This window comes from Herbivorax alkaliphila, assembly GCF_030848475.1.
In the GTDB taxonomy this organism is placed as follows: Bacteria; Bacillota; Clostridia; order Acetivibrionales; family Acetivibrionaceae; genus Herbivorax.
Genome location: NZ_JAVDDS010000031.1, coordinates 19198 through 39200 on the forward strand (window position 1 = coordinate 19198; position 20003 = coordinate 39200).

18 protein-coding genes and 1 other annotated feature are annotated in these 20003 nt (G+C 31.9%); of the genes, 4 read left to right on the forward strand and 14 right to left on the reverse strand.

Features of this window, described 5'->3' with window-relative positions; genetic code table 11:
- Positions 1-9 precede the first annotated feature (9 nt).
- The 5 genes from RBH29_RS11810 to RBH29_RS11830 all read right to left on the reverse strand — a co-directional run bounded on the left by RBH29_RS11810 (position 10) and on the right by RBH29_RS11830 (position 4015).
- Entirely contained in the window at positions 10-336 is a 327-nt protein-coding gene (locus tag RBH29_RS11810) for a P-II family nitrogen regulator (protein ID WP_306697049.1), read from the reverse strand.
- A gap of 67 nt (positions 337-403) precedes the next feature.
- Positions 404-1222: a nitrogenase iron protein gene (nifH, locus tag RBH29_RS11815; protein ID WP_306697051.1), complete on the reverse strand. Its 819-nt coding sequence runs from the start codon at positions 1220-1222 to the stop codon at positions 404-406.
- A 143-nt stretch (positions 1223-1365) separates the two neighbouring features.
- On the reverse strand, positions 1366-2685 hold the full coding sequence (locus RBH29_RS11820) for an ammonium transporter (RefSeq protein ID WP_373463331.1): 1320 nt from the start codon (positions 2683-2685) through the stop codon (positions 1366-1368).
- A 62-nt stretch (positions 2686-2747) separates the two neighbouring features.
- Positions 2748-3092 carry a P-II family nitrogen regulator gene (locus RBH29_RS11825; RefSeq protein ID WP_306697052.1) on the reverse strand — a complete coding sequence of 115 codons (345 nt, stop codon included), beginning with the start codon at positions 3090-3092 and terminating at the stop codon, positions 2748-2750.
- Positions 3093-3433: 341 nt separating this feature from the next.
- A complete protein-coding gene (locus RBH29_RS11830) occupies positions 3434-4015 on the reverse strand; it encodes an ANTAR domain-containing response regulator (protein WP_306697053.1) in 582 nt (193 codons plus the stop codon).
- 456 nt (positions 4016-4471) lie between these two features.
- Between RBH29_RS11830 and RBH29_RS11835 the strand changes: the two genes are divergently transcribed.
- Entirely contained in the window at positions 4472-5512 is a 1041-nt protein-coding gene (locus RBH29_RS11835; protein WP_306697055.1) for a hypothetical protein, read from the forward strand.
- A gap of 79 nt (positions 5513-5591) precedes the next feature.
- On the opposite strand, the gene RBH29_RS11840 is transcribed toward RBH29_RS11835, so the two are convergent.
- Complete coding sequence (locus RBH29_RS11840) at positions 5592-8234, reverse strand: valine--tRNA ligase (protein WP_306697057.1); 2643 nt, start codon at positions 8232-8234, stop codon at positions 5592-5594.
- Between the two features lie 14 nt (positions 8235-8248).
- The gene (locus RBH29_RS11845; RefSeq protein WP_306697058.1) at positions 8249-8488 is read right to left on the reverse strand and encodes a hypothetical protein; all 240 of its coding nucleotides are present in this window, start codon (positions 8486-8488) and stop codon (positions 8249-8251) included.
- A gap of 42 nt (positions 8489-8530) precedes the next feature.
- Positions 8531-8755 (reverse strand) — a binding site (T-box leader).
- 275 nt (positions 8756-9030) lie between these two features.
- Between RBH29_RS11845 and RBH29_RS11850 the strand changes: the two genes are divergently transcribed.
- Complete coding sequence (locus RBH29_RS11850; RefSeq protein ID WP_306697059.1) at positions 9031-9822, forward strand: alpha/beta fold hydrolase; 792 nt, start codon at positions 9031-9033, stop codon at positions 9820-9822.
- Between the two features lie 92 nt (positions 9823-9914).
- Here RBH29_RS11850 and RBH29_RS11855 read toward each other — a convergent pair whose 3' ends face one another.
- Positions 9915-11654: a copper amine oxidase N-terminal domain-containing protein gene (locus RBH29_RS11855; RefSeq protein WP_306697060.1), complete on the reverse strand. Its 1740-nt coding sequence runs from the start codon at positions 11652-11654 to the stop codon at positions 9915-9917.
- A 334-nt stretch (positions 11655-11988) separates the two neighbouring features.
- Here RBH29_RS11855 and nagZ point away from each other — a divergent pair, with 334 nt between their 5' ends.
- Positions 11989-13197: a beta-N-acetylhexosaminidase gene (nagZ, locus tag RBH29_RS11860; RefSeq protein ID WP_306697061.1), complete on the forward strand. Its 1209-nt coding sequence runs from the start codon at positions 11989-11991 to the stop codon at positions 13195-13197.
- A gap of 80 nt (positions 13198-13277) precedes the next feature.
- Here the strand turns inward: nagZ and RBH29_RS11865 are convergent, their stop codons facing one another.
- From RBH29_RS11865 to RBH29_RS11890, 6 genes are all read right to left on the reverse strand, one after another.
- Positions 13278-14234, reverse strand: coding sequence for a tetratricopeptide repeat protein (locus tag RBH29_RS11865; protein ID WP_306697062.1), 957 nt, complete (start codon positions 14232-14234; stop codon positions 13278-13280).
- Entirely contained in the window at positions 14224-15168 is a 945-nt protein-coding gene (locus RBH29_RS11870; RefSeq protein ID WP_306697063.1) for an OmpA family protein, read from the reverse strand. Before RBH29_RS11870 ends, RBH29_RS11865 begins: the two co-directional genes overlap by 11 nt.
- Positions 15169-15179: 11 nt before the next feature.
- The gene (locus RBH29_RS11875; RefSeq protein WP_306697065.1) at positions 15180-16652 is read right to left on the reverse strand and encodes a hypothetical protein; all 1473 of its coding nucleotides are present in this window, start codon (positions 16650-16652) and stop codon (positions 15180-15182) included.
- Between the two features lie 242 nt (positions 16653-16894).
- Positions 16895-17518: a class II aldolase/adducin family protein gene (locus RBH29_RS11880; RefSeq protein WP_306697066.1), complete on the reverse strand. Its 624-nt coding sequence runs from the start codon at positions 17516-17518 to the stop codon at positions 16895-16897.
- A gap of 80 nt (positions 17519-17598) precedes the next feature.
- Positions 17599-18654: an FAD:protein FMN transferase gene (locus RBH29_RS11885; protein WP_306697068.1), complete on the reverse strand. Its 1056-nt coding sequence runs from the start codon at positions 18652-18654 to the stop codon at positions 17599-17601.
- Between the two features lie 80 nt (positions 18655-18734).
- Positions 18735-19388, reverse strand: a complete 654-nt coding sequence (locus tag RBH29_RS11890; protein WP_306697069.1) for a helix-turn-helix transcriptional regulator — start codon at positions 19386-19388, stop codon at positions 18735-18737.
- 323 nt (positions 19389-19711) lie between these two features.
- Between RBH29_RS11890 and RBH29_RS11895 the strand changes: the two genes are divergently transcribed.
- Positions 19712-19927, forward strand: a complete 216-nt coding sequence (locus RBH29_RS11895; protein WP_306697070.1) for a zinc-ribbon domain-containing protein — start codon at positions 19712-19714, stop codon at positions 19925-19927.
- Positions 19928-20003: the final 76 nt, after the last annotated feature.

Genomic DNA, 20003 nt, shown 5'->3' on the forward strand with positions numbered 1-20003 from the left:
TTGCCTATATTACATCTCATTTGTTCCAGAACTTATGGTATATACCTCTTCAACAGGACTTATAAAAATTTTCCCATCTCCAAAAGCTCCTCTTTGCCCTGTTTTTGCATTTTTCATGATTATTTTTACAACATCATCTTTATCTACATCTTTTACTACCATCAAAAGCATTTCCTTAGGTATCTCATCATAAAAAACATCTCCTACTTTAACCCCTCTTTGTTTACCTCGCCCCATTACATCTAGCTTTGTCACTGCTGGAAAACCTGCATCACATAACTCCGACAATATTTGTGTAACTTTTTGAGGCCTAACTATTGCTCTTACCATTAACATAGGTTTCACCCTTTCCTAAATTATTTTATTGGTAATTTTTTGTTAGTTATTGTAAAACCCCTTTTATCTAGCCAAGGATTCCGTGTTCCATCATAAGTTGCTCTAATCTATCTTGATTCATAGGTTTTGGTATTACAAACATGTCATTGCCATCAATTGCTTTTGCAAGTCCCCTGTATTCATCAGCTTGATTTTCATCTGGTGCAAAATCTATAACTGTTTTTTTATTAATTTCAGCCCTTTGCACTAAATTGTCCCTAGGTACAAAATAAATAAGCTGGCTTCCTATTTCCTTTGCAAAATTTTCCAGCAAGTCACTTTCGTTATCAACTTTTCTACTGTTACAAATTATTCCTCCAAGCCTTGTCCCTCCGGTGTTTGCATATTTATTAATACCTTTTGAAATGTTGTTTGCAGCATATAGAGACATTAATTCACCACTTGCAACTATGTAAATTTCCTTAGCTTTTCCTTCCCTTATTGGCATTGCAAATCCACCACAAACAACATCACCTAAAACATCATAAAAAACATAATCCAAATCATCTGTATAAGCTCCTAAACTCTCCAACATATTTATTGAGGTAATAATTCCTCTTCCTGCACAACCTACTCCAGGTTCAGGACCTCCAGATTCAACACATCTTATGTTAAATAGTCCCGTCTTCATAATGTTTTCAAGTTCAACTTCTTCACCTTCTTCTCTTAATGTATCTAATACGCTTCTTTGTGCTAAACCCCCTAAGACAAGTCTTGTTGAGTCTGCTTTTGGATCACATCCTACAATCATTATCTGTTTTCCCATTTCTGCTAATCCTGCTGTAAGGTTTTGAGTTGTTGTTGATTTACCAATTCCACCTTTTCCATAAATAGCTATTTGTCTCATAATAATCCCTCTCTTTCCTTTTAATTAAGTTACATTGCTTGATAAGTTGATTTTTATATAAAGAAAGGGCAGCAAAATCTTACGATTTTGGCGCCCTGGCCTTTTAATATATCAATTCAATCAGAGAATTTTTATATAATTTATTAAATTATAGTTTCTGTAGATTTCATATGAAAATCCGCATAAGCCTCTGCTCCATGTTCTCCAATATCAAGTCCTGACTCTTCTTCTTCTTTCTTAACTCTAAGTCCAATTGTAGCTTTAATCGTCTTAAAGAGTATAAAACTTGTTGTTAATGTCCATGCTGCTACTGCAATAACACCTATAGCCTGAATCCCAACAAGCTCAAAACCGCCACCATATAAAAGTCCTCCCTCTGTTGCAAAAACACCTACCATTATAGTTCCAAATGCACCACACAATCCATGTACTGTAACAGCTCCAACAGGATCGTCAATTTTTAATGCTTTTTCTATAAACTCAACACCAAATACTATTACAAATCCAGCCATTGAACCAATTGCTATAGCTCCCAGTAGACCAACTTCTTCACAACCTGCTGTAATTGCAACAAGTCCACCTAAAGCTCCGTTTAAAGCCATACTGACATCTGGTTTTTTATATCGTATCCAAGTTATAACCATAACCATAAAAGCTCCTGCCGCTGCTGAAAGATTTGTTGTCATAATAATGTGTGCAATTCCCGAATCAGTACCGCTTAAACTACTACCTCCGTTAAAACCAAACCATCCAAACCAAAGTATGAAAACACCTAATGCTCCAAGAGTAATACTGTGTCCAGGTATGGCATTTGGTTTGCCATCTTTATTGAACTTGCCTATTCTAGGACCTAAAATTGCCGCTCCTACTAAGGCTGCCCAAGCACCTACTGAGTGTACAACTGTTGAACCGGCAAAGTCTATAAAACCTAATCCTTCCAGCCAGCCTCCACCCCAAATCCAATGACCTACAATTGGATAGATAAACAAAGTGATTACCGCACTATATGCTATATAGGATGAAAATTTAGTTCTCTCTGCCATGGCTCCTGAAACTATTGTTGCTGCCGTAGCTGCAAACACTGTCTGGAATATCATAAAAGCTTCAATAGGTACATCAAGCCCTAAATGCTCCATATTACCTGTACCAAAAAATCCATTTGATCCTATAAATCCACCTCTACTTACACCAAACATAATCCCAAATCCTACTGCAAAGAAAATTAATGATCCTATGGAAAAGTCCATTAGGTTTTTCATGATTATGTTACTTGCATTTTTTGCTCTTGTAAAACCTGACTCCACCATTGCAAATCCTGCCTGCATAAAGAAAACCAAAAATGCTGCTATTAAAATCCATATCGTATCAATGGCTACCACCATATCTGTTTCTGCCTCTGCAAAAGCAAATGCAGGTACAATAACAGTCAAAATAATAATCATTAAAGCTATCTTTTTTTTCATAATAAACACTACCTTTCTAAAATTCTTTTAAATAAGTTAACACTCTATTTTTTAATAAATTTTTACTTTATTATTGCCTTTTCACCTTTTTCTCTAGTTCTTATTCTTATTGCATCTTCAACATTATAGATGAAAATTTTTCCGTCACCTACTTCGCCAGTCTTTACTGCTTCTAGTATTTTGTCTGTAATTTCATCCACAATTTTGTCTGGAAGTACAATTTCAACCTTTGCCTTTGGAAGTAAATTTATACTGTACTCTGCTCCTCTGTATATTTCTTTTCTGCCTTTTTGAAGTCCACATCCTGAAACCATACTCACAGTCATTCCATAGTTTCCATAGCTGTTCAAAAGTTCCTTTAAGCTTTCTAGCTTTTCAGGTCTGGTTATAATCTCTAGCTTTTTCATAAAACCCACTCCTTAATTTTTTAATAGTGCTTTTAGGCCAATTACTTTTTATTATTGATAACAAAAAACGCCATAAATCTATAATATTTTATAGATTATGGCGTCCTGGCCACAGACATTTGTTTGATTTAAAAACTAATGTCTTTAATATATTCAATTTATTTATATATTTATTCTAGCACATATTTTTTATAATTGCAATAGTTTTTTTAATTTTTTTGCAAGTTTATTTTTTAAATCTTGCATTTATGCTGTTTTAATGCTCAAATTCACCTCTTTCTATAATACAGTTACTATTTAAATTAAAACATCCACCTTTAAACTTTATCGCCACCGTGCCTCTACCTGCGCATTCCTCCTGTCAATATTAATGCCTCTGCTATATTTTTCATAGGCATCCTGCTGTCTCGACTCTTTTTCTGTATTGTTTCGTAAGCTTCGGCCTCAGATAAACCATTTTCCTCAACTAATATCCACTTTGCTTTCTCAACTATTTTTCTACTTTCTAAAGTTTCATTAAGCTTTTTAAGCTTTTTTTCATATTCTAACACCCTGTAATAGTTTATAACTGAAATTTCAGTTATCTGGAGAATGTTTTCATCAAAAACTGGCTTTACTACATATGTTAATATCCTTGATTCTTTTAAAAAATTAATTATTTCTTCGTCTCTATTCTCAAGAATAAGTATACACCCACAAAGTAATTCTTCATCAATAATATTAAGCGTTTCCCTTAGTTTTCTAAAGTTTCTTTTAATGTCTATTATTATTAAATTAGGAGTATACTTTCTAATAAGCCGCAGTACATTAGATAATTCTTTTGTATAACCTATATAAGTGTACCCAGTGGCTGTAAGAGCGTTTTTCACAGATATTAATGCACTTTTATCTCCTCCAGCTAAAACGAATTTCTCATAACCCATGCAGCACCCCTCCATATACCAATTTCTAAACTAGCCCTTTTAAATACAAAAAGCCTTCTAGAGACACCTACCTAAAAAGGTTACTCCAGAAAGCTTCATTGCCAAGTAAAATATTACGCTTTAAAATATATTATTATAATATCATATCAAATATTTTTTTGCAAGTATTACTTATAAATATTTCATTTTCAAAAGACAAGGGGACGGTTCTCCTGTCTTTCTTGTCTTTTATTAGCTTTTATTAGCTTTTATTAGCTTTTAATATTTAGAAGCTAATAATTGGATTATGATAGAAGTATACTTGACTTATTTAATCCTATAATAGTAAACTATAGATAACCAAAAGATGTTACTATCTTTTGGTTATCTCGATTGTTTTAAATCTCGAATTAAAAATCCTAGAATTATAAGATACTAGGATAACTTTAAAAATATGTTTAATAAGGAGTAGTAACTATGTTTAAGAAATTATCCTTTTTATTAATAATAATTATTTTAACCTTTTCAGTTGTTGGTTGTAATGAAATTAATAATATTGAATTAGAAGATAAAAGTTTTACAAACGAAAAAGACAATGAGATAGTACCCTCTACAAAAAATCCAGTTTCTGATAAAGTACCTTCTAGTAGTCAGTTTCAAGAGTTGATAAGTTTTGGTTCATACACTGATATTATTAGACTAGGTGGAGAACATCGAGATTCAAACGATGTTGTATTTAATGATGACAAACTGATTCTACCAGAAGGCAAGCTAATAACAGTACTTGGTGAAACGGCTGGTATACTAAAAAGATTTATAGATGTTGACGAAGATAACATACGCCAGTTAATTAGAGAAATTGAAAATGCAAAAGTTGTAGATAGTGAAACAGTTAAATACAATTTCCAAGAAACAATTGATGGCTCAATTGATATTGTATTAATAAACACTTCTGCAGAATATATTAGATTATCTATATATCTTAACAGCAAAAACAATCATTCCATACAAATTGTACACGAAAACACTAATGGAGAAGATACTATTATAGGTAAATATCCTGATTTATTATACTTGCACTCGGAAAAACTAGGAGATTTAATAAAAGATATAATTGGATGGAAGTTTATTACTAATAAAGACTTAAATAATATACTTCATGTAAACGTTCGAAATATATCTAATGAATCTGATGTAGAATTTGAATTAACAGAAGAAGAGATAAAAATATTTATTGATACAATTGCCTCATATCCTGCAATGCTACCCCGAGAATATTCCAGTGCCTACAAAAATGTAATTATTGAAGCAATTACAGATGAAGGCAAAACCATAAATATGATTTGGGCACCTAATGGAGGAGGGCTTGGAATTGAAGGAGTTCATTATCAATTCTTTTTCGGAGATATTGGAGAAACTGATTCTCAATGGCTTAAGGAAACTTATGGCTTTAGTGCAGAAGAGTTTATGCAGCATGGTGGGGGGTCAGGGAAGCTCAATGAAATTTTAGTCAGGTAAAAATGGGAAAGACAAGGGGACGGTTCTCCTGTCTCACTTTTTAAAAAGTGAGACAGGAGAACCGTCCCCTTGTCTTTGGTTACTTTTTAAGGCTATTTAATCTTTCGGATACTTTTTGATACATCTCCTGGTATTTTTCTTTCTTTTCACGTTCTCCATCAATTACTTTTTTAGGTGCCTTTGAAACAAATCCTTCATTAGAAAGCTTTTTATTTACTCTATCAAGCTCCTTTTGAAGATTTTCTATTTCTTTTTCAAGCCTTTCTATTTCTTTTTCAATATCTATTAAGTCTTCTAAAGGAATAAATATTTCAACACCTGCAAGGACAGACGTTACTGCATCAGAAGGTATACCTGTCTTATCAGACTGTATAACAGTTTCTGAACTAAAACCTAAGTTTTTAAAAAATCCTCTTCCCTCTTCTAATATCTTTTGTTCCTCATTACCTGGTGCAACAAATATGGTCTTTGCCTTTTTTGATGGTGGAACATTCATTTCAGCTCTCATATTTCTTATGTTTTTAATAACACTCATTATAAGACTCATTTTCTTTTCTTCTTCTTTATAATTATACTTTTCCTCATATTCAGGCCATTTAGAAATCATTATACTCTCATCTTCATTTACAAGATAGGAATATATTTCTTCAGTAACAAATGGCATAAATGGGTGTAGAAGCTTCATGGATGCCCCCAGTACATAGTTTAATACATATTGAGCTTCAAGTCTTGAATCAGAATCTTTGTCATAAAGTCTTGGCTTTACAAGCTCAATATACCAATCACAAAACTCTTCCCATATAAACTCATATATCTTTTGCAGTGCTATACCAAGTTCAAACTTTTCCATATTTTCTGTAACATCTTTAGAAAGAGAGTTTATTCTGCTCATTATCCATTTATCAGCCATGGTAAACTTACCTGAATCCACATTAGAAAAATCAAGATTTTCATCAAAATTCATAAGAACAAACCTTGATGCATTCCAGATTTTATTGGCAAAGTTTCTGCTAAACTCAACTTTATCATCTGAAAATCTCATATCATTTCCCGGGGAAGTACCTATTGTAAGTGCAAACCTTAATGCATCTGTTCCAAACTTATCAATTACTTCTAATGGGTCTATACCGTTGCCTAAGGATTTACTCATTTTTCTTCCTTTAGCATCTCTTACAATGCCATGTATAAAAACATGTTTAAATGGCTCTTTATCTGTATGTTCTAATGCTGAAAATATCATTCTTGCTACCCAGAAAAATATTATGTCATAACCTGTAACAAGTACACTTGTAGGGTAGAAATACTTTAAATCCTCTGTTTCTTCAGGCCATCCTAGAGTTGAAAAAGGCCAGAGGGCAGAACTAAACCATGTGTCAAGAGTATCCTCATCCTGCTTTATTCTAGTACTGTTACATTTAGGACAAACATCAGGCATATCGTTTTCAACCATCATATATCCACATTCTAAACAGTAATATGCTGGAATTCTATGCCCCCACCAAAGCTGTCTTGAAATACACCAATCCTGTATATTTTCCATCCAGTTATAATATATCTTTGAAAATCTTTCAGGCACAAACTCTATAGAGCCTTTTTTCACTGCCTCAATTGCTGGTTTTGCTAAAGGCTCCATCTTAACAAACCATTGTTTTGACATTATAGGCTCAATTACAGTACTACACCTGTAACATTCTCCTACATTGTGAGTATGATCTTCAACCTTAATCAATAAATCAAGATTTTCAAGGTCTTTAATAATCTGCTTTCTAGCTACATATCTATCCATTCCAGAATACTTTCCAGCAGATTCATTCATTGACGCATCATCATTCATAACTCTCAATTGAGGTAAATTGTGCCTAAGTCCAACCTCAAAGTCATTAGGATCATGAGCAGGAGTTATCTTAACAACTCCTGTACCAAATTCCATATCAACATACTCGTCTGCAATAACAGGAATTTCCCTTTCAACTAAAGGCAAAACTACCATTTTTCCCACAAGGTGCTTATATCTCTCATCTTCAGGATGCACAGCAACTGCTGTATCCCCGAGCATTGTTTCAGGTCTTGTTGTAGCAATCACCAGATATTCATTGCTGTCTTTTACAGAGTACTTGAAATGCCAGAAATTACCCTGATTTTCATTGTGATCAACTTCTGCATCTGATATAGAAGTATTGCACCTTGGACACCAATTTATAATTCTTTCCCCTCTATAAATAAGACCCTTTTTGTAAAGTCTTATAAACACTTCCTTTACAGCATCTGAAAGTCCTTCATCCATAGTAAATCTTTCACGTTCCCAATCACATGAGCTGCCCAATTTTTTTAATTGCTCTACAATCCTTCCACCGTAGAGTTCTTTCCATTCCCATGCTTTCTCTAAAAATCCTTCTCTACCTATTTTATCTTTTGAAATTCCTTCTTTAGCCATCGCCTGAACAATTCTTGCTTCTGTAGCAATGCTTGCATGATCAGTTCCTGGAAGCCAAAGAGCAGAGTAACCCTGCATTCTTTTAAGCCTTATTAATATATCCTGCAAGGTATTGTCAAGGGCATGACCCATATGAAGCTGTCCTGTTATATTAGGTGGTGGAATAACAATTGTATAGGGTGTTTTTTCATGATCAATTTCTGCGTGAAAATAACCTTTTTCTGTCCATTCATTATAAATCCTGTCTTCAAACTGTTTAGGATCATATGTTTTTGCTATATTATCCATTTAAAAACCTCCATTTATTTAAATACTATTAAAACCATAATTATACCAGGCAATGCCAAAAGCATTCCTCCTAATTTTACATTTACTTCTGCTTTGCTAAACTTATATTGCAAAAGCTCTTCTTCACTCATTTCATGTTCAAAGTTACATTCAACTTTTTCATCAAGATTAAATTTTCTTACTATAACCTTAGAAAAAATAGCACATGCAAATCCAGGTATAAGAAGTAATATTGACAAAACTTTCAAAAACAAATCATCCCTCCTTTTATATACAAAAAAATCCTTCCATCCTAAAAGTTGGACGAAAGAATAGTTTTCCCGCGGTACCACCAAAATTCCCAATGTAATTGGGCACTTATCGAAATAACGGTTCTTTACCGCCACAGTCTACTACTATTTCAACTGCAGAGCTTCCAAGCTACCTTCAACAGCTGCTGCTTACTTAGAAAACTTTCAGCCTAAGGTTTCCTATCTCTTTTTAAGCCATCACTACCTACTCCTCTTGGTCATTGCTTTTTTGTTTATAACATATTTTTACCTTATTATAAATAATAATTCAATTTTGCTTCTCTGTCAAGGAGTCAATAGAACACCACCCAACTAGCCCCAGCCACAACTAATACACAAAACAAATGTTTGTATTTTGTTTCACATTACCCTCCCTAGATTGAACTGATTAATTCAATTCAAGAACCGTCCCCAAGTTGAACCAGCACCCAAGTTGAACTCATTTTTTTGTTATATCAAAATATAATTAGTATATATTTAAATGTTTGATATGAGAGGAGATAAAAATGGGATTACATTTTGAAGAAATAGGCAATATCAAGGCTTCTACAATAGTTTTTATTCATGGAGGATTAGTTCTTAGTAGTTGGATGTGGGAAAAACAAATGCATTATTTTAAAGACTATCATTGCATTATACCCGATTTACCTGAACACGGAAAAAGCTTTAGAAATGGAAAAATATCAATATCCAGATGTGCAGATGAAATTGCAAAAATTATCGAAAAAAGAGCTAACGGTGGTAAAGCAAATATAATTGGCTATTCTTATAGTTCAAAAATTGTCATTAATTTATTAATTTCAAGACCTGAACTAATTTCTCACGCTATTGTGGCAAGTCCACTATCAAGACCGGTTCCTATTATGAGATTTGCCCAAAGTCCTAATATTATAAAATTAATAACACATATAATAAAGTCAAACACAGTAAAATCTTTTTTAATTAAATCTTTAAATTTCCCCTGCAATAGCTATAGAATTAACTGTATGAAAGAAATCCATAAACTTACCCATAATAAAATATATAGAATATTTAATGAATTTTGCACAAAATTAAAATTACCTGATGACTTAAAAAAAGTGAGAATTCCTACACTTATTATTGCAGGAGAAAAAGAATCAAAGCCTATGAAACAATCAGTTATTGATATGACTAGATTAATCCCCAGTGCCAAGGGAGTGCTTTTAAAACATGGTTCCCACACCCATCCATGGTCAATGCACGAAGCTTTTAATATAGTGGTTGAAAGCTGGATAAACAATGAGCAAACATCAGACAAATATACTATATTGATCTAATAATTTTCAAAGTTCCATCTCTTATAAAAATCTATCTTCGACCATAAAAAAAGGGTGGAATTTTATTCCCACCCTTTTTATACTTTTATTCACTAAAATTTAAAAATAACTACCGTCTGTGAATCTCCATCCCAATCAACAATTGCATCCATAGCTTCTGACACAAATCTTATTGGAACCATTGTACGTCCATCTAAAATATCTGCGGGCACATCAAGCTCATATTCTACATCATTAATATAAGCTGTAGTTTCTCCTATATTTAGCACTATTGTCTTGTCATCATCTGTAATTGTAACCGTCCTTGTTTCATGTTCGTATTCTACGTCTGCACCCATTTCTTCTGATATTATTCTTATTGGAACTAACACTCTTCCCTCAATGTTTTGAGGAACTACATCAGGAAACTCAATATACTCATAGTTTAACAATACGTTGACTCCATCTTCAACTGTAGGCTCCACAGGTTCTATATCTTCACCAAAACCTGCTCCAAAAGCACTGGATAATTCTTCAAATAAATCCACTGAGTTTTCCTCTGTTACTTCAGGTATTTCTATATCAATTTCTTCATTTATGTTATAAATTGAAGATTCATAGTTTATACCTAATTTAATTTTACCATCCATATCTGCGTCTGCATCTTCATCTTCGTCTGCATCTACGTCTACTTCTACATCTGCGTCTTCATCTTCATCTTCATCTATTTCTTCATATATTTCTTCCATAACTAAGTCTTCAGCAATTTCTGACTCCATACCCATAGTATCTAAACCAAAAAGAAGCTCTGTAATTTCTGCAATATCTAGCTCTATATCAATAGCATGCTTTTGCTCAACTACATATCCCTCATCATTAACGTAGTAAGTTGATGTAATACCATCTTCTCCAAGTAATTGAACATCTTCAATAGTTTCAAATACCTGTGTTACAGCTTCTCTGTACTCTGGAAGATTTTCTACAAACATCTTCATACCTTCATCCATTTCGTTCATCAACTCTTCAGTAAATGCATCTTGATCTAATTCTTCACCTAATTCTTCACCAAATTGCTCATAGTCAACAAAACCCATGGACAGTTCCATATAGTCTTTGAAAAAGTCCACTGTTCTCTCCTGAAGTAAAACGTCATTAATTGTAGCTTCCATAAACTTTTTAAAAGATGCATCATCTAGTTTCACTTCATATTTTGTAGCACTTTCGCCTCTGCTTGTATCTTCAGTCCCTTTCTTTTCAGCAAATTCCATTCCCATGTCTAAATCAGTAATACTTGATTCTATATAATCAAATACCATTTCAAGAATTTCTTCTCCTAATCCACCTAAATTGCTATAATCCATAGACATGCCTGCTTCTTCGAAAATATTGTCATAGTCCATTACTATGTACTTTCCAGCATATTCAGCATCTAAAAATGAATCAACTAACATATCAGGAACATCAAATATAAACTTCATTGAAGAATTTTCATCTGAAAAATCTGCATCCATCCAAACACTAAATTTAGCTACCATATCGCCCATGTCTAATTCATAATCAGCTGCCATTTTAGCTTCTGTCATTTCATCATCTGACAAAGCTTTTTCATTTGAAACCAATTTTAAACCATCTAAGTACATGGCTGCCTCATCAAACATTTCCTGAAGTTCTTCTTCGCTACTCTCTCCACTAAAGTTTACTTCTAAAGTTGAAGTGCTCTCGTAAGAAGCTATTTGAGATGTCTTAATTAATGAATCCATAAGCTCAATCTCATCAGCTGTACACCCCACCAAAGACATCGCTGCAAGCGATAAAACTGTTACCATTGCCAATACTTTTTTTACTTTCTTCATAATTAGTTACCCTCCTTGTAATAATAAATAAATTTTTATATTTCTCAATTAAAGCACTTCACATTCAATATTTTTTTTTAATAAAATACATCATGTTAATACTTTAACACATCACATTATACCACAAATACTTCAAAAATGTAATTATTATATTAATTTTTTTTAAATGTAATATAAATTTAAAATTATATTAATATTTTGAGAAAATTTTAAATTTCATTGATATTTTTTTTACCTGCTGCTACAATTAATGATACAAATTCAATAGTTAAAAAGAAAACTAGATTTACCTAATGTGAATAGATAAACTATAAATTAATAAGGTTGTGTTAACTTGAAAAAAATAAATTGCTTTAAAATATTTATTACAAGTATAATGTTATTTGTTACCGGTTGTAGTAATAACCAAACTTCTGATTTGCCCAAAACCACTATATCACCTACTTCTCCACCGCCATTGTCAACACCTGAAATAACTCCAGAATCTTCTAATGATACTGATATAATCGATGGTTTAATAAAGTCAATGACATTGGAGGAAAAAATCGGACAACTCTTTATTGCAGCTTTTAGAAAAAATGAACAAGGCAATAACCTTTATTTTTTAGATGAATATACCAAAAGACAAATAAAAGAATTTAAGTTGGGAGGGGTTATACTTTTTAGCGAAAATATAAATACTATAGACCAGACAACAAATTTAATTGACAATATCCAGTCTGTAAGCAACATACCTATGTTTATTTCTGTTGATGAAGAAGGTGGGAGGGTAAGTAGAATTGGCAGTAATTCCAAAATGGGAATTACAAAACTTCCTTCTGCCCAAGAAATAGGTGAAACAAATAATCCTGACCTTGCATATCAGATTGGAAATAAGTTAGGGACTGAGCTTTCAAGTTTAGGGTTTAATATGAATTTTGCCCCAGTTGCAGATGTAAATACAAATCCTGAAAACCCTGTCATAGGGGACAGGGCATTTGGCTCTAATCCACAAAAAGTCGGCATAATGGTAGAAAACATTGCCCTTGGAATGCAAAACCAAAATGTCAGTGCAGTTTTAAAACACTTTCCCGGTCATGGAGACACTTCTAAGGATTCTCATAAAGGATCTGTAGTAATAGAACACGATATACAAAGACTTCATGATATAGAATTAGTTCCTTTTAAAAAAGGTATATCTGCAGGTGTGGATGCAATTATGACAGCTCACATAATAGTGCCAGAAGTAGATTCAGATAAGTTACCTGCAACTCTTTCAAAGAACATACTAACTGACCTTTTAAGAAAAGAACTAGAATATGATGGCCTTATAATAACTGATGCTTTAGAAATGAAAGCAATAAAAAACCATTGGAATTGTTCTGAAGCATCAATTATGGCTTTAAAAGCTGGTGCAGATATCCTTCTAATGCCCGATTCATTAGAAGAAGCATACAACAGCATTTTAAATGCTGTTGTAGATGGTTATATTACAGAGGATAGAATCGACCAATCTGTTCGCAGAATACTTGAAGTTAAGCATAAAAGAGGTATATTAAAATAGTTGCATAGTTATTAGCAAACAACACAGAGTAGCAATACTCTAAATCCTTCATATATTGTTATTAAAGGAACAAAAATTGTTTAGCTATAACCAAACAGTTTAAGTATATGTTCATCTCGCTTTGTAAACTTAACTGTGTTTTTCTCTTTAAACATTAAAAGTGTTTGGGCAACCACTTTATCCACCCAACCTAATTTTATAAGTTTTTCACAACAATCATAAACAGAATAGTCGTAAAAGGAATTTTCTTTACACCAATATACATATCTCCAAAGTACTTGAGGCGACAATTTTTTGTTATACTTGTTTGCTAGGTTATATATTTTTGACGTTCTTTCAACATCTCCCTTAATCATAGATGAACCCAATATCATTCCCACATACTCGTCTGAACAATTAGAATGGGGAATTGATGTGAATTTCCTAGCAATATTCATATCATAAACAAGATTGTCACCTGAATCTGATAACGTCTTTAAAAGCTCCCATCTTAACTGATTATCAAGCCCATCCCAATACACACATGTTTTAAACATCTGTGTCACAAAAATATTATTTTCGCCTTTTTGTAGGTAATACATGGACAAAATAATCTTAAGAACTATATTGTTGGATTCTTTTTTTACCAATTCCTTTGCATAGTTCATAGTATGTTTTAAAAATAGTTTTTTTATAAAACCCATAGAATCTGTTCTAAAAAATTTTTTTTCACTATAAAAAGAACTAACTCCTCGAACTAGTTTAACTCTAAATATATAATTTTTGTTAATATCTTGTCGATACTTTGAAAAAAGATGTACTGCTTTCATAAACTTTTTTCTAAATATATATGATTCAATTAAACCTATTTTAGCACGAGTATAACTATCATCAATTGAAAGGGCTTGTTTAAAATAGTTTTCAGCCACTTTATATTTCTCCATCATAAAATGAAGCCTTCCCAAACAGTAAAAACCATAGGCCTTTTGAGGATTTTTCTTAACATATTCTTCGTATTTTATTACTCTTATATCTATTTTTTCAACCTTATTCTTCATATGAATCACCCTGTATTGACTGAAGTCTTTCACTGGTTTCATAAAGGTAATCATCTAGTATATCTTGAATACTAGAATCTTTAATTGCTATTTTAATCTCTATTCTTCTGTTTCTTTGCCTTGCAGTTTCTGTGCTCCCTAAAGCTATTGGTCTAAATTCTGAAAAACCTACCGTTGCAAAATAACGGGCATACTTTCTTTCAAGTTCAGGATTAGAACTCATAAGATAGTTCACCACTTCACCTGATCTTTTTGTAGACAGCTCCCTATTATAGGCTGGAGTACCAACTTCATCGGTATGCCCCTCTATATTAATTGAGTCAATATAACTTCTTATATCCCTGTCATCTAAAATCTTTTCAAATGCTATGGCAAACTGTTCTAAAAGCTCTCTCCCTTCTGGCTTTATGTTATATGAATTGCTTGCAAATACAAGACTTTCATTTATAATAATATTTGCATTCTCTCCTATAGTAACAAGTTCTTCTCCACTATCGGTTGTTCTTCCCAATTCACTTTCTATTGACTGTTTTACTTTTTCTAAAATATCCAAACGAAGAACAGCTATTGCTTCAAGCTTTGTACGCAATTCCTCCAATTCAAGATTACTCCTTGCAATTATTTCATTCTGTTCATCAATTTCTCTTTGTGAAATAGCTAAATCATTACCTATCCTATCTGCTTCCGCTCTAGTTTCTTCAAGTTCTATTTTTTGAAGCCCTAACTGATGTTCAACATTTTCAAGCTCTAATTGTTTCTCTTCTAGTTTCAATATATTATGCAACAAATTATTGCCCGTCACCATATTTTGTATATACGCCAACAGCATAAGAAAAAATAATACCAGTGCAATAGTTGACATTACATCTGTAAATGAAGGCCAAAAATTTGGAGTTTCATCGACGCTTTTAAAATTTCTTCTTCTAGTTTTCATTAAATTTCACCTCAACTATTCCTTAAAAGCCTTTTTACTTCATCTAGCTGTTTATTCATCTGAGCTGATGCTGTTTCATTATAAGTTATCACCTGATCAGGAAGCATAACAATTGTTTTGGCCAGCATTTTTTCATTTTCTTTAAATTCATCCATAATGACAAATACTTCTTTTAAAACATTGTCCATGCTTTCAACAACACTTTGGGATATAACTTTACCATTTTCATCTAGGCTTTTTGAAAAAGCTTCTGATGTTTTTTGTCCTAAAAGACTGATTTCTCCACCTAATTTTGCCATTAAGTTATTTATTTTATCATGGTATTCTTTAATTTCATCAGTTCTGACACCTAAGTCCTTTTTAATCGCTTCACTGAGTTCATTAACTGTTGATACCGTTTCTTTTACTTCTATAACTATATTTGATATATCCTGAAGAACCTGACGGTTATAACTTGTCATCTCCTGGGCAGCATCTTTTATATCCTTAGAAAAACTTTCAATTGAGTTGTAATTTTCAGCAATAATTTTAGATGTATCTGACAAAGCTTCAGTAACCTTAATAAAACTTACATCCATTTTTTCAATGTTGTTTTTAAGATTATTGTTAAATTCAGTGAAATCCTTTATGTTTAAAGCAAAATTCTTAAGAGATGAATCAAATTTTTCTACAGTAGCATCCAATGTTTTCGAAGTAACATTAACATCCATTACTACATTGGTAAGCTTTTCTCCAAAAGATTCTACAGTTTGTTTTAAAGTATTTTCTATCTTTCCTCCAAACTCAATAAATGTCTCTCTTAGAATTTTATTCATAAGATTATATTCTGTCTCTTTGTCCTTTGCAATAGCAAGTGAAACTGTATTGTCTAAATACTCTTCAATACGAACCATCAACGTCTCTCTAGCCTCTTCAGCACTATACACAATAGTAAGCACTGTAAAAAGTATTGAACTGGCTATACCAAAAAGACTTGTTATAAATGCAACTGCCATGCTATATACAGAAGGAATAAGCTCACTTAAAAATTCAGTAGAAAATGTAGGATCCGAAACTGCATCTGATTCCATTATTTTTTTAAACACATCTACTAAATCAGAAACCGCTAATGTCAAACCAAAAAATGTACCTAATAGTCCAAGAGTTATCAATATTGAAACTGTATATTTAACAAATCTCTCACATACCAAAAGAGCACGAAGTTTTATATTAAAACAATTTTCAATTATAGCCTGAGTATTTACTTCATTGTGATTAACTAAAGCAGTGTTTTTATATGACTCTACTATTTTGTTGAGTAAATCTGTTTTAAACTCTTCTTTTCCATCATTTTTACTCTTTTCTAAATCATTCTGAATAGAAATATATTTTCTTTTCACTATTAAGTTAATAATAAATGAAAATACAAAGATAGAAAGAATGAGAAATATTATACCCACTCCTATTGGATTTAAATTAACTATCATATCAGTTAAAAAACTCATACATACCACTCCTATTATTAAATTTACATAACAACTAAAGCTTTTTTGATTTGACTTTTTTTAAAAATCATAATTTCACTCATAACCGAAGTTAAAAAAACTTTTAATGAAAATATAATTTACTTTTGTTTTATCAACGAACTTTTTTCAAGATACAGTTTTTACTATACTGTTAATTGAACCTACACCTATATGATATCATATTTTTTAAAATTGAGATACAGTTATTTTATATTTCCTGATTATATTTTTCTAATATTACTTAATTGTCTTATCTGCTCGTCAGTTAAATCTTTTTCTCCCCCAGCTATATTAGACAGTATAAGAACCTTTGCTATACTTTCTGCAGCTTCAATCTTAAAAAAAGCGTTAAAAACATCTTTTTCCACTGTCATAATCCCATGATTTGCAAGAAGTATTGTATCATAATTTTCTATATATTCCTCTGCACCTGAACAAATATCTTCTGTAGAAGGTGCCCCATATTTTGCTAAAGGTATTTTTCCAAAAAATATAAGCATTTCAGCATAGGCCTTTGTCTCTATCGGTTTATTTGCAACTGCAAATGCTGTAGCATATGGAGAATGAGCATGTATAGCAGCACCTGCATCTTTTCTTTTTTTATACGCTGTCAAATGCAGTTTTATTTCAGATGAAGGCCTGTAATTGCCTTCAATAATTTTGCCCTCCAAATCGGTTTTTACTATCATTTCTTCTTTTAAATACCCCTTACATATTCCGCTTGGTGTTATATATAAATTATCATCTTCACGAACTGATATATTACCCGAAAAAGCATCTGCCATGCCTTTTTGATACATGAGTTTGGCAACTTCCACTATATGCTCTTTTGTTTTAGACGACATATCTCTTGCCTCCATTTTATCTTATTCTAAGAATTCACCTTAAGCTACTATGTTTAGCTTTAGCTAAACCAGTTAACTTTTTAATCTATAAAATCAAACTCTTTATATTCTTCTTTTACAATATCCACCTTGTTTCTAATGCCTTCTGTAATATATACATGTCTATCTTTAGTAACAGCTATTCCATCAATTCCATTAATTTTTTCTATCATATCAAATCCCTCATCTATTCCTAATACAAAAAGTGCCGTTGACAAAACATCTGCATCAATAGAACTCCTTCCTGTTATACTTGTACTCATTAAATTTGAATCTGCTGGATAACCTGTGTAAGGATTAAATATATGATGATAACTCCTACCATCAATTTCTACATAGCGTTGATAGTCCCCTGATGTAACAACACTTATATCTGCCCCCTCAATTACTGCAAAATAACTAAATCCTTCATTTTCATATCTTGGATCTTCAATTCCAATTCTCCACAGTTCATCTTCTGGCTTCTTTCCAACTACTGCAATGTCTCCTCCCATATATATAAGTGCATGTTCCACTCCTCCCTTTACTAAAACGTCTCTCACCTCATCTACTGCATAACCTTTTGCAATTCCTCCTAAATCAATTGCCATTCCCTCTTTTTCTAAAAAAACTGTTCTCTCATTAGAGTTAAGTTTTATTTTTTCATAATCAACTAAATCAAGAACATCACTTATTTCCTCTTTAGTTGGTATCTTTTTATTTTGAGACTTCATATCCCATAATTTCACCAATGGATATACCGAAACATCAAATGCTCCATTTGTCAGTTCCCCATATTCTAATGCCTTTTCAATGACAAAAAAAGTATCATCATGAACCTTTACAGGACTCTTTCCAGCATTTTTATTTATCACTCCAACATCGCTTTCTGAAATTGTAGCACTCATTCTGTTTTCTATTTCATATATTCTGTCTACAGCCTCTTGTAAAACCTTCTCTGCCTCTTCATCACCATACACAGTAATATTTATTATTGTATTCAATGAAAATATATCTTTTTGTATTTTTTTATCTTTAACTCCACAGCCTGATACCGATAAAAATAAGATTATACAAGTAATGCTACAAATAAATATTTTCTTTATATTAATTTGCATTTCAAATATTCTCCTCTAGCTTCTAAAGTTATTCCAAATTAGAAACTTATCATTTTTTTTTTGGAACCATCATAATATAATTACAAATTTATCTCTAATCGTATTAACCGAGCAAGTACATCAACATCTTTTTTGTAAACAGTATTTGTAATAATACTTCCACTATTTTGAACTAATATTATCTTTCCTCCACTAACTGCCCTTAATTGTCTTATCATTTTCTTCTCTTTATATTCAATTAAGTAAATAGAGCTCCTATCTACTTCACTAGTTTTAAAAGCCAGTGCCAAATCGCCTTTATTTAATCTAAACCCTTTCATATCATCGTCTTCGATAAGCAAATAAATAACTTTATCTTTTGGCAATCCTTCAACCTTATTAGCTATTATAGGTAGTTTTCTCTTTCCTAATTCCCTGTCCATCTTATAATTATAAACAGGCACATTCATAATTACTCCTGAAAGAGCATCGTTCCAGATGTCCTGTACAGGCTTTTCAACAACTTTCTCTACATTTATATCTGGTTCTGGTTTATTTTCGTATATATCCAGATTTCCAACTTCTTTACGCAACACCTTGCTTATTCTTTTAAGAAGATTGTCTTTTACTATTTTTCGACCTGTTTCTATTTCTATAATAAATTTTTCTGTTACTCCTATACTTCTAGCAAGCTGTTTTTGAGTCATACCTAATTCTTTTCTAAGCCTGCTTATTTCCAAACCCATTCTACTCATTTTCTTCCCTCCAATTTCTTTTCGTAAACTATTATATACTTTTTAAGCAATACAAACAACAATCAGAATACATTTAGTTATATATCAAATGTGAAGAACAATATTTCAGAAACTAATGTTTTTTCATGTTTTCATTCACATAAATAACATGCTCCCAATACATTTATTATATATCTGACACTATAAAATCTGTATAAAAAATTCTTTTTATGACAATACTATACTTATAATGAATTAATTATTTTAGACTTAAAACCTCCTATCTTTCCTTGGAGTTTATAGTCAAAAATCAGTTAATTCCAAGATTAAGGAGGTAGAAATATATGTCTGATAAAACATTAACATGTAAAGATTGTAGTGTCCAATTCATTTTTTCAGAAGGAGAACAGAACTTTTACAAAGAAAAAGGATTTATGAATGAACCCCAACGCTGTCTTAGTTGTAGAACTGCTAAAAAACAACAGCGAAGAGGAAGAAATAATTTTTCAAAACCCAATGCTTTCGGAAATAGAATGGAGTTTAGATTTGGCAGTAAGTGAAGCTTTTTTTATAAATCAAAAATGTTTATATTTTACAAACTCTGCTTTAAAGTAGTATAGACTTAGTGGAATTAAT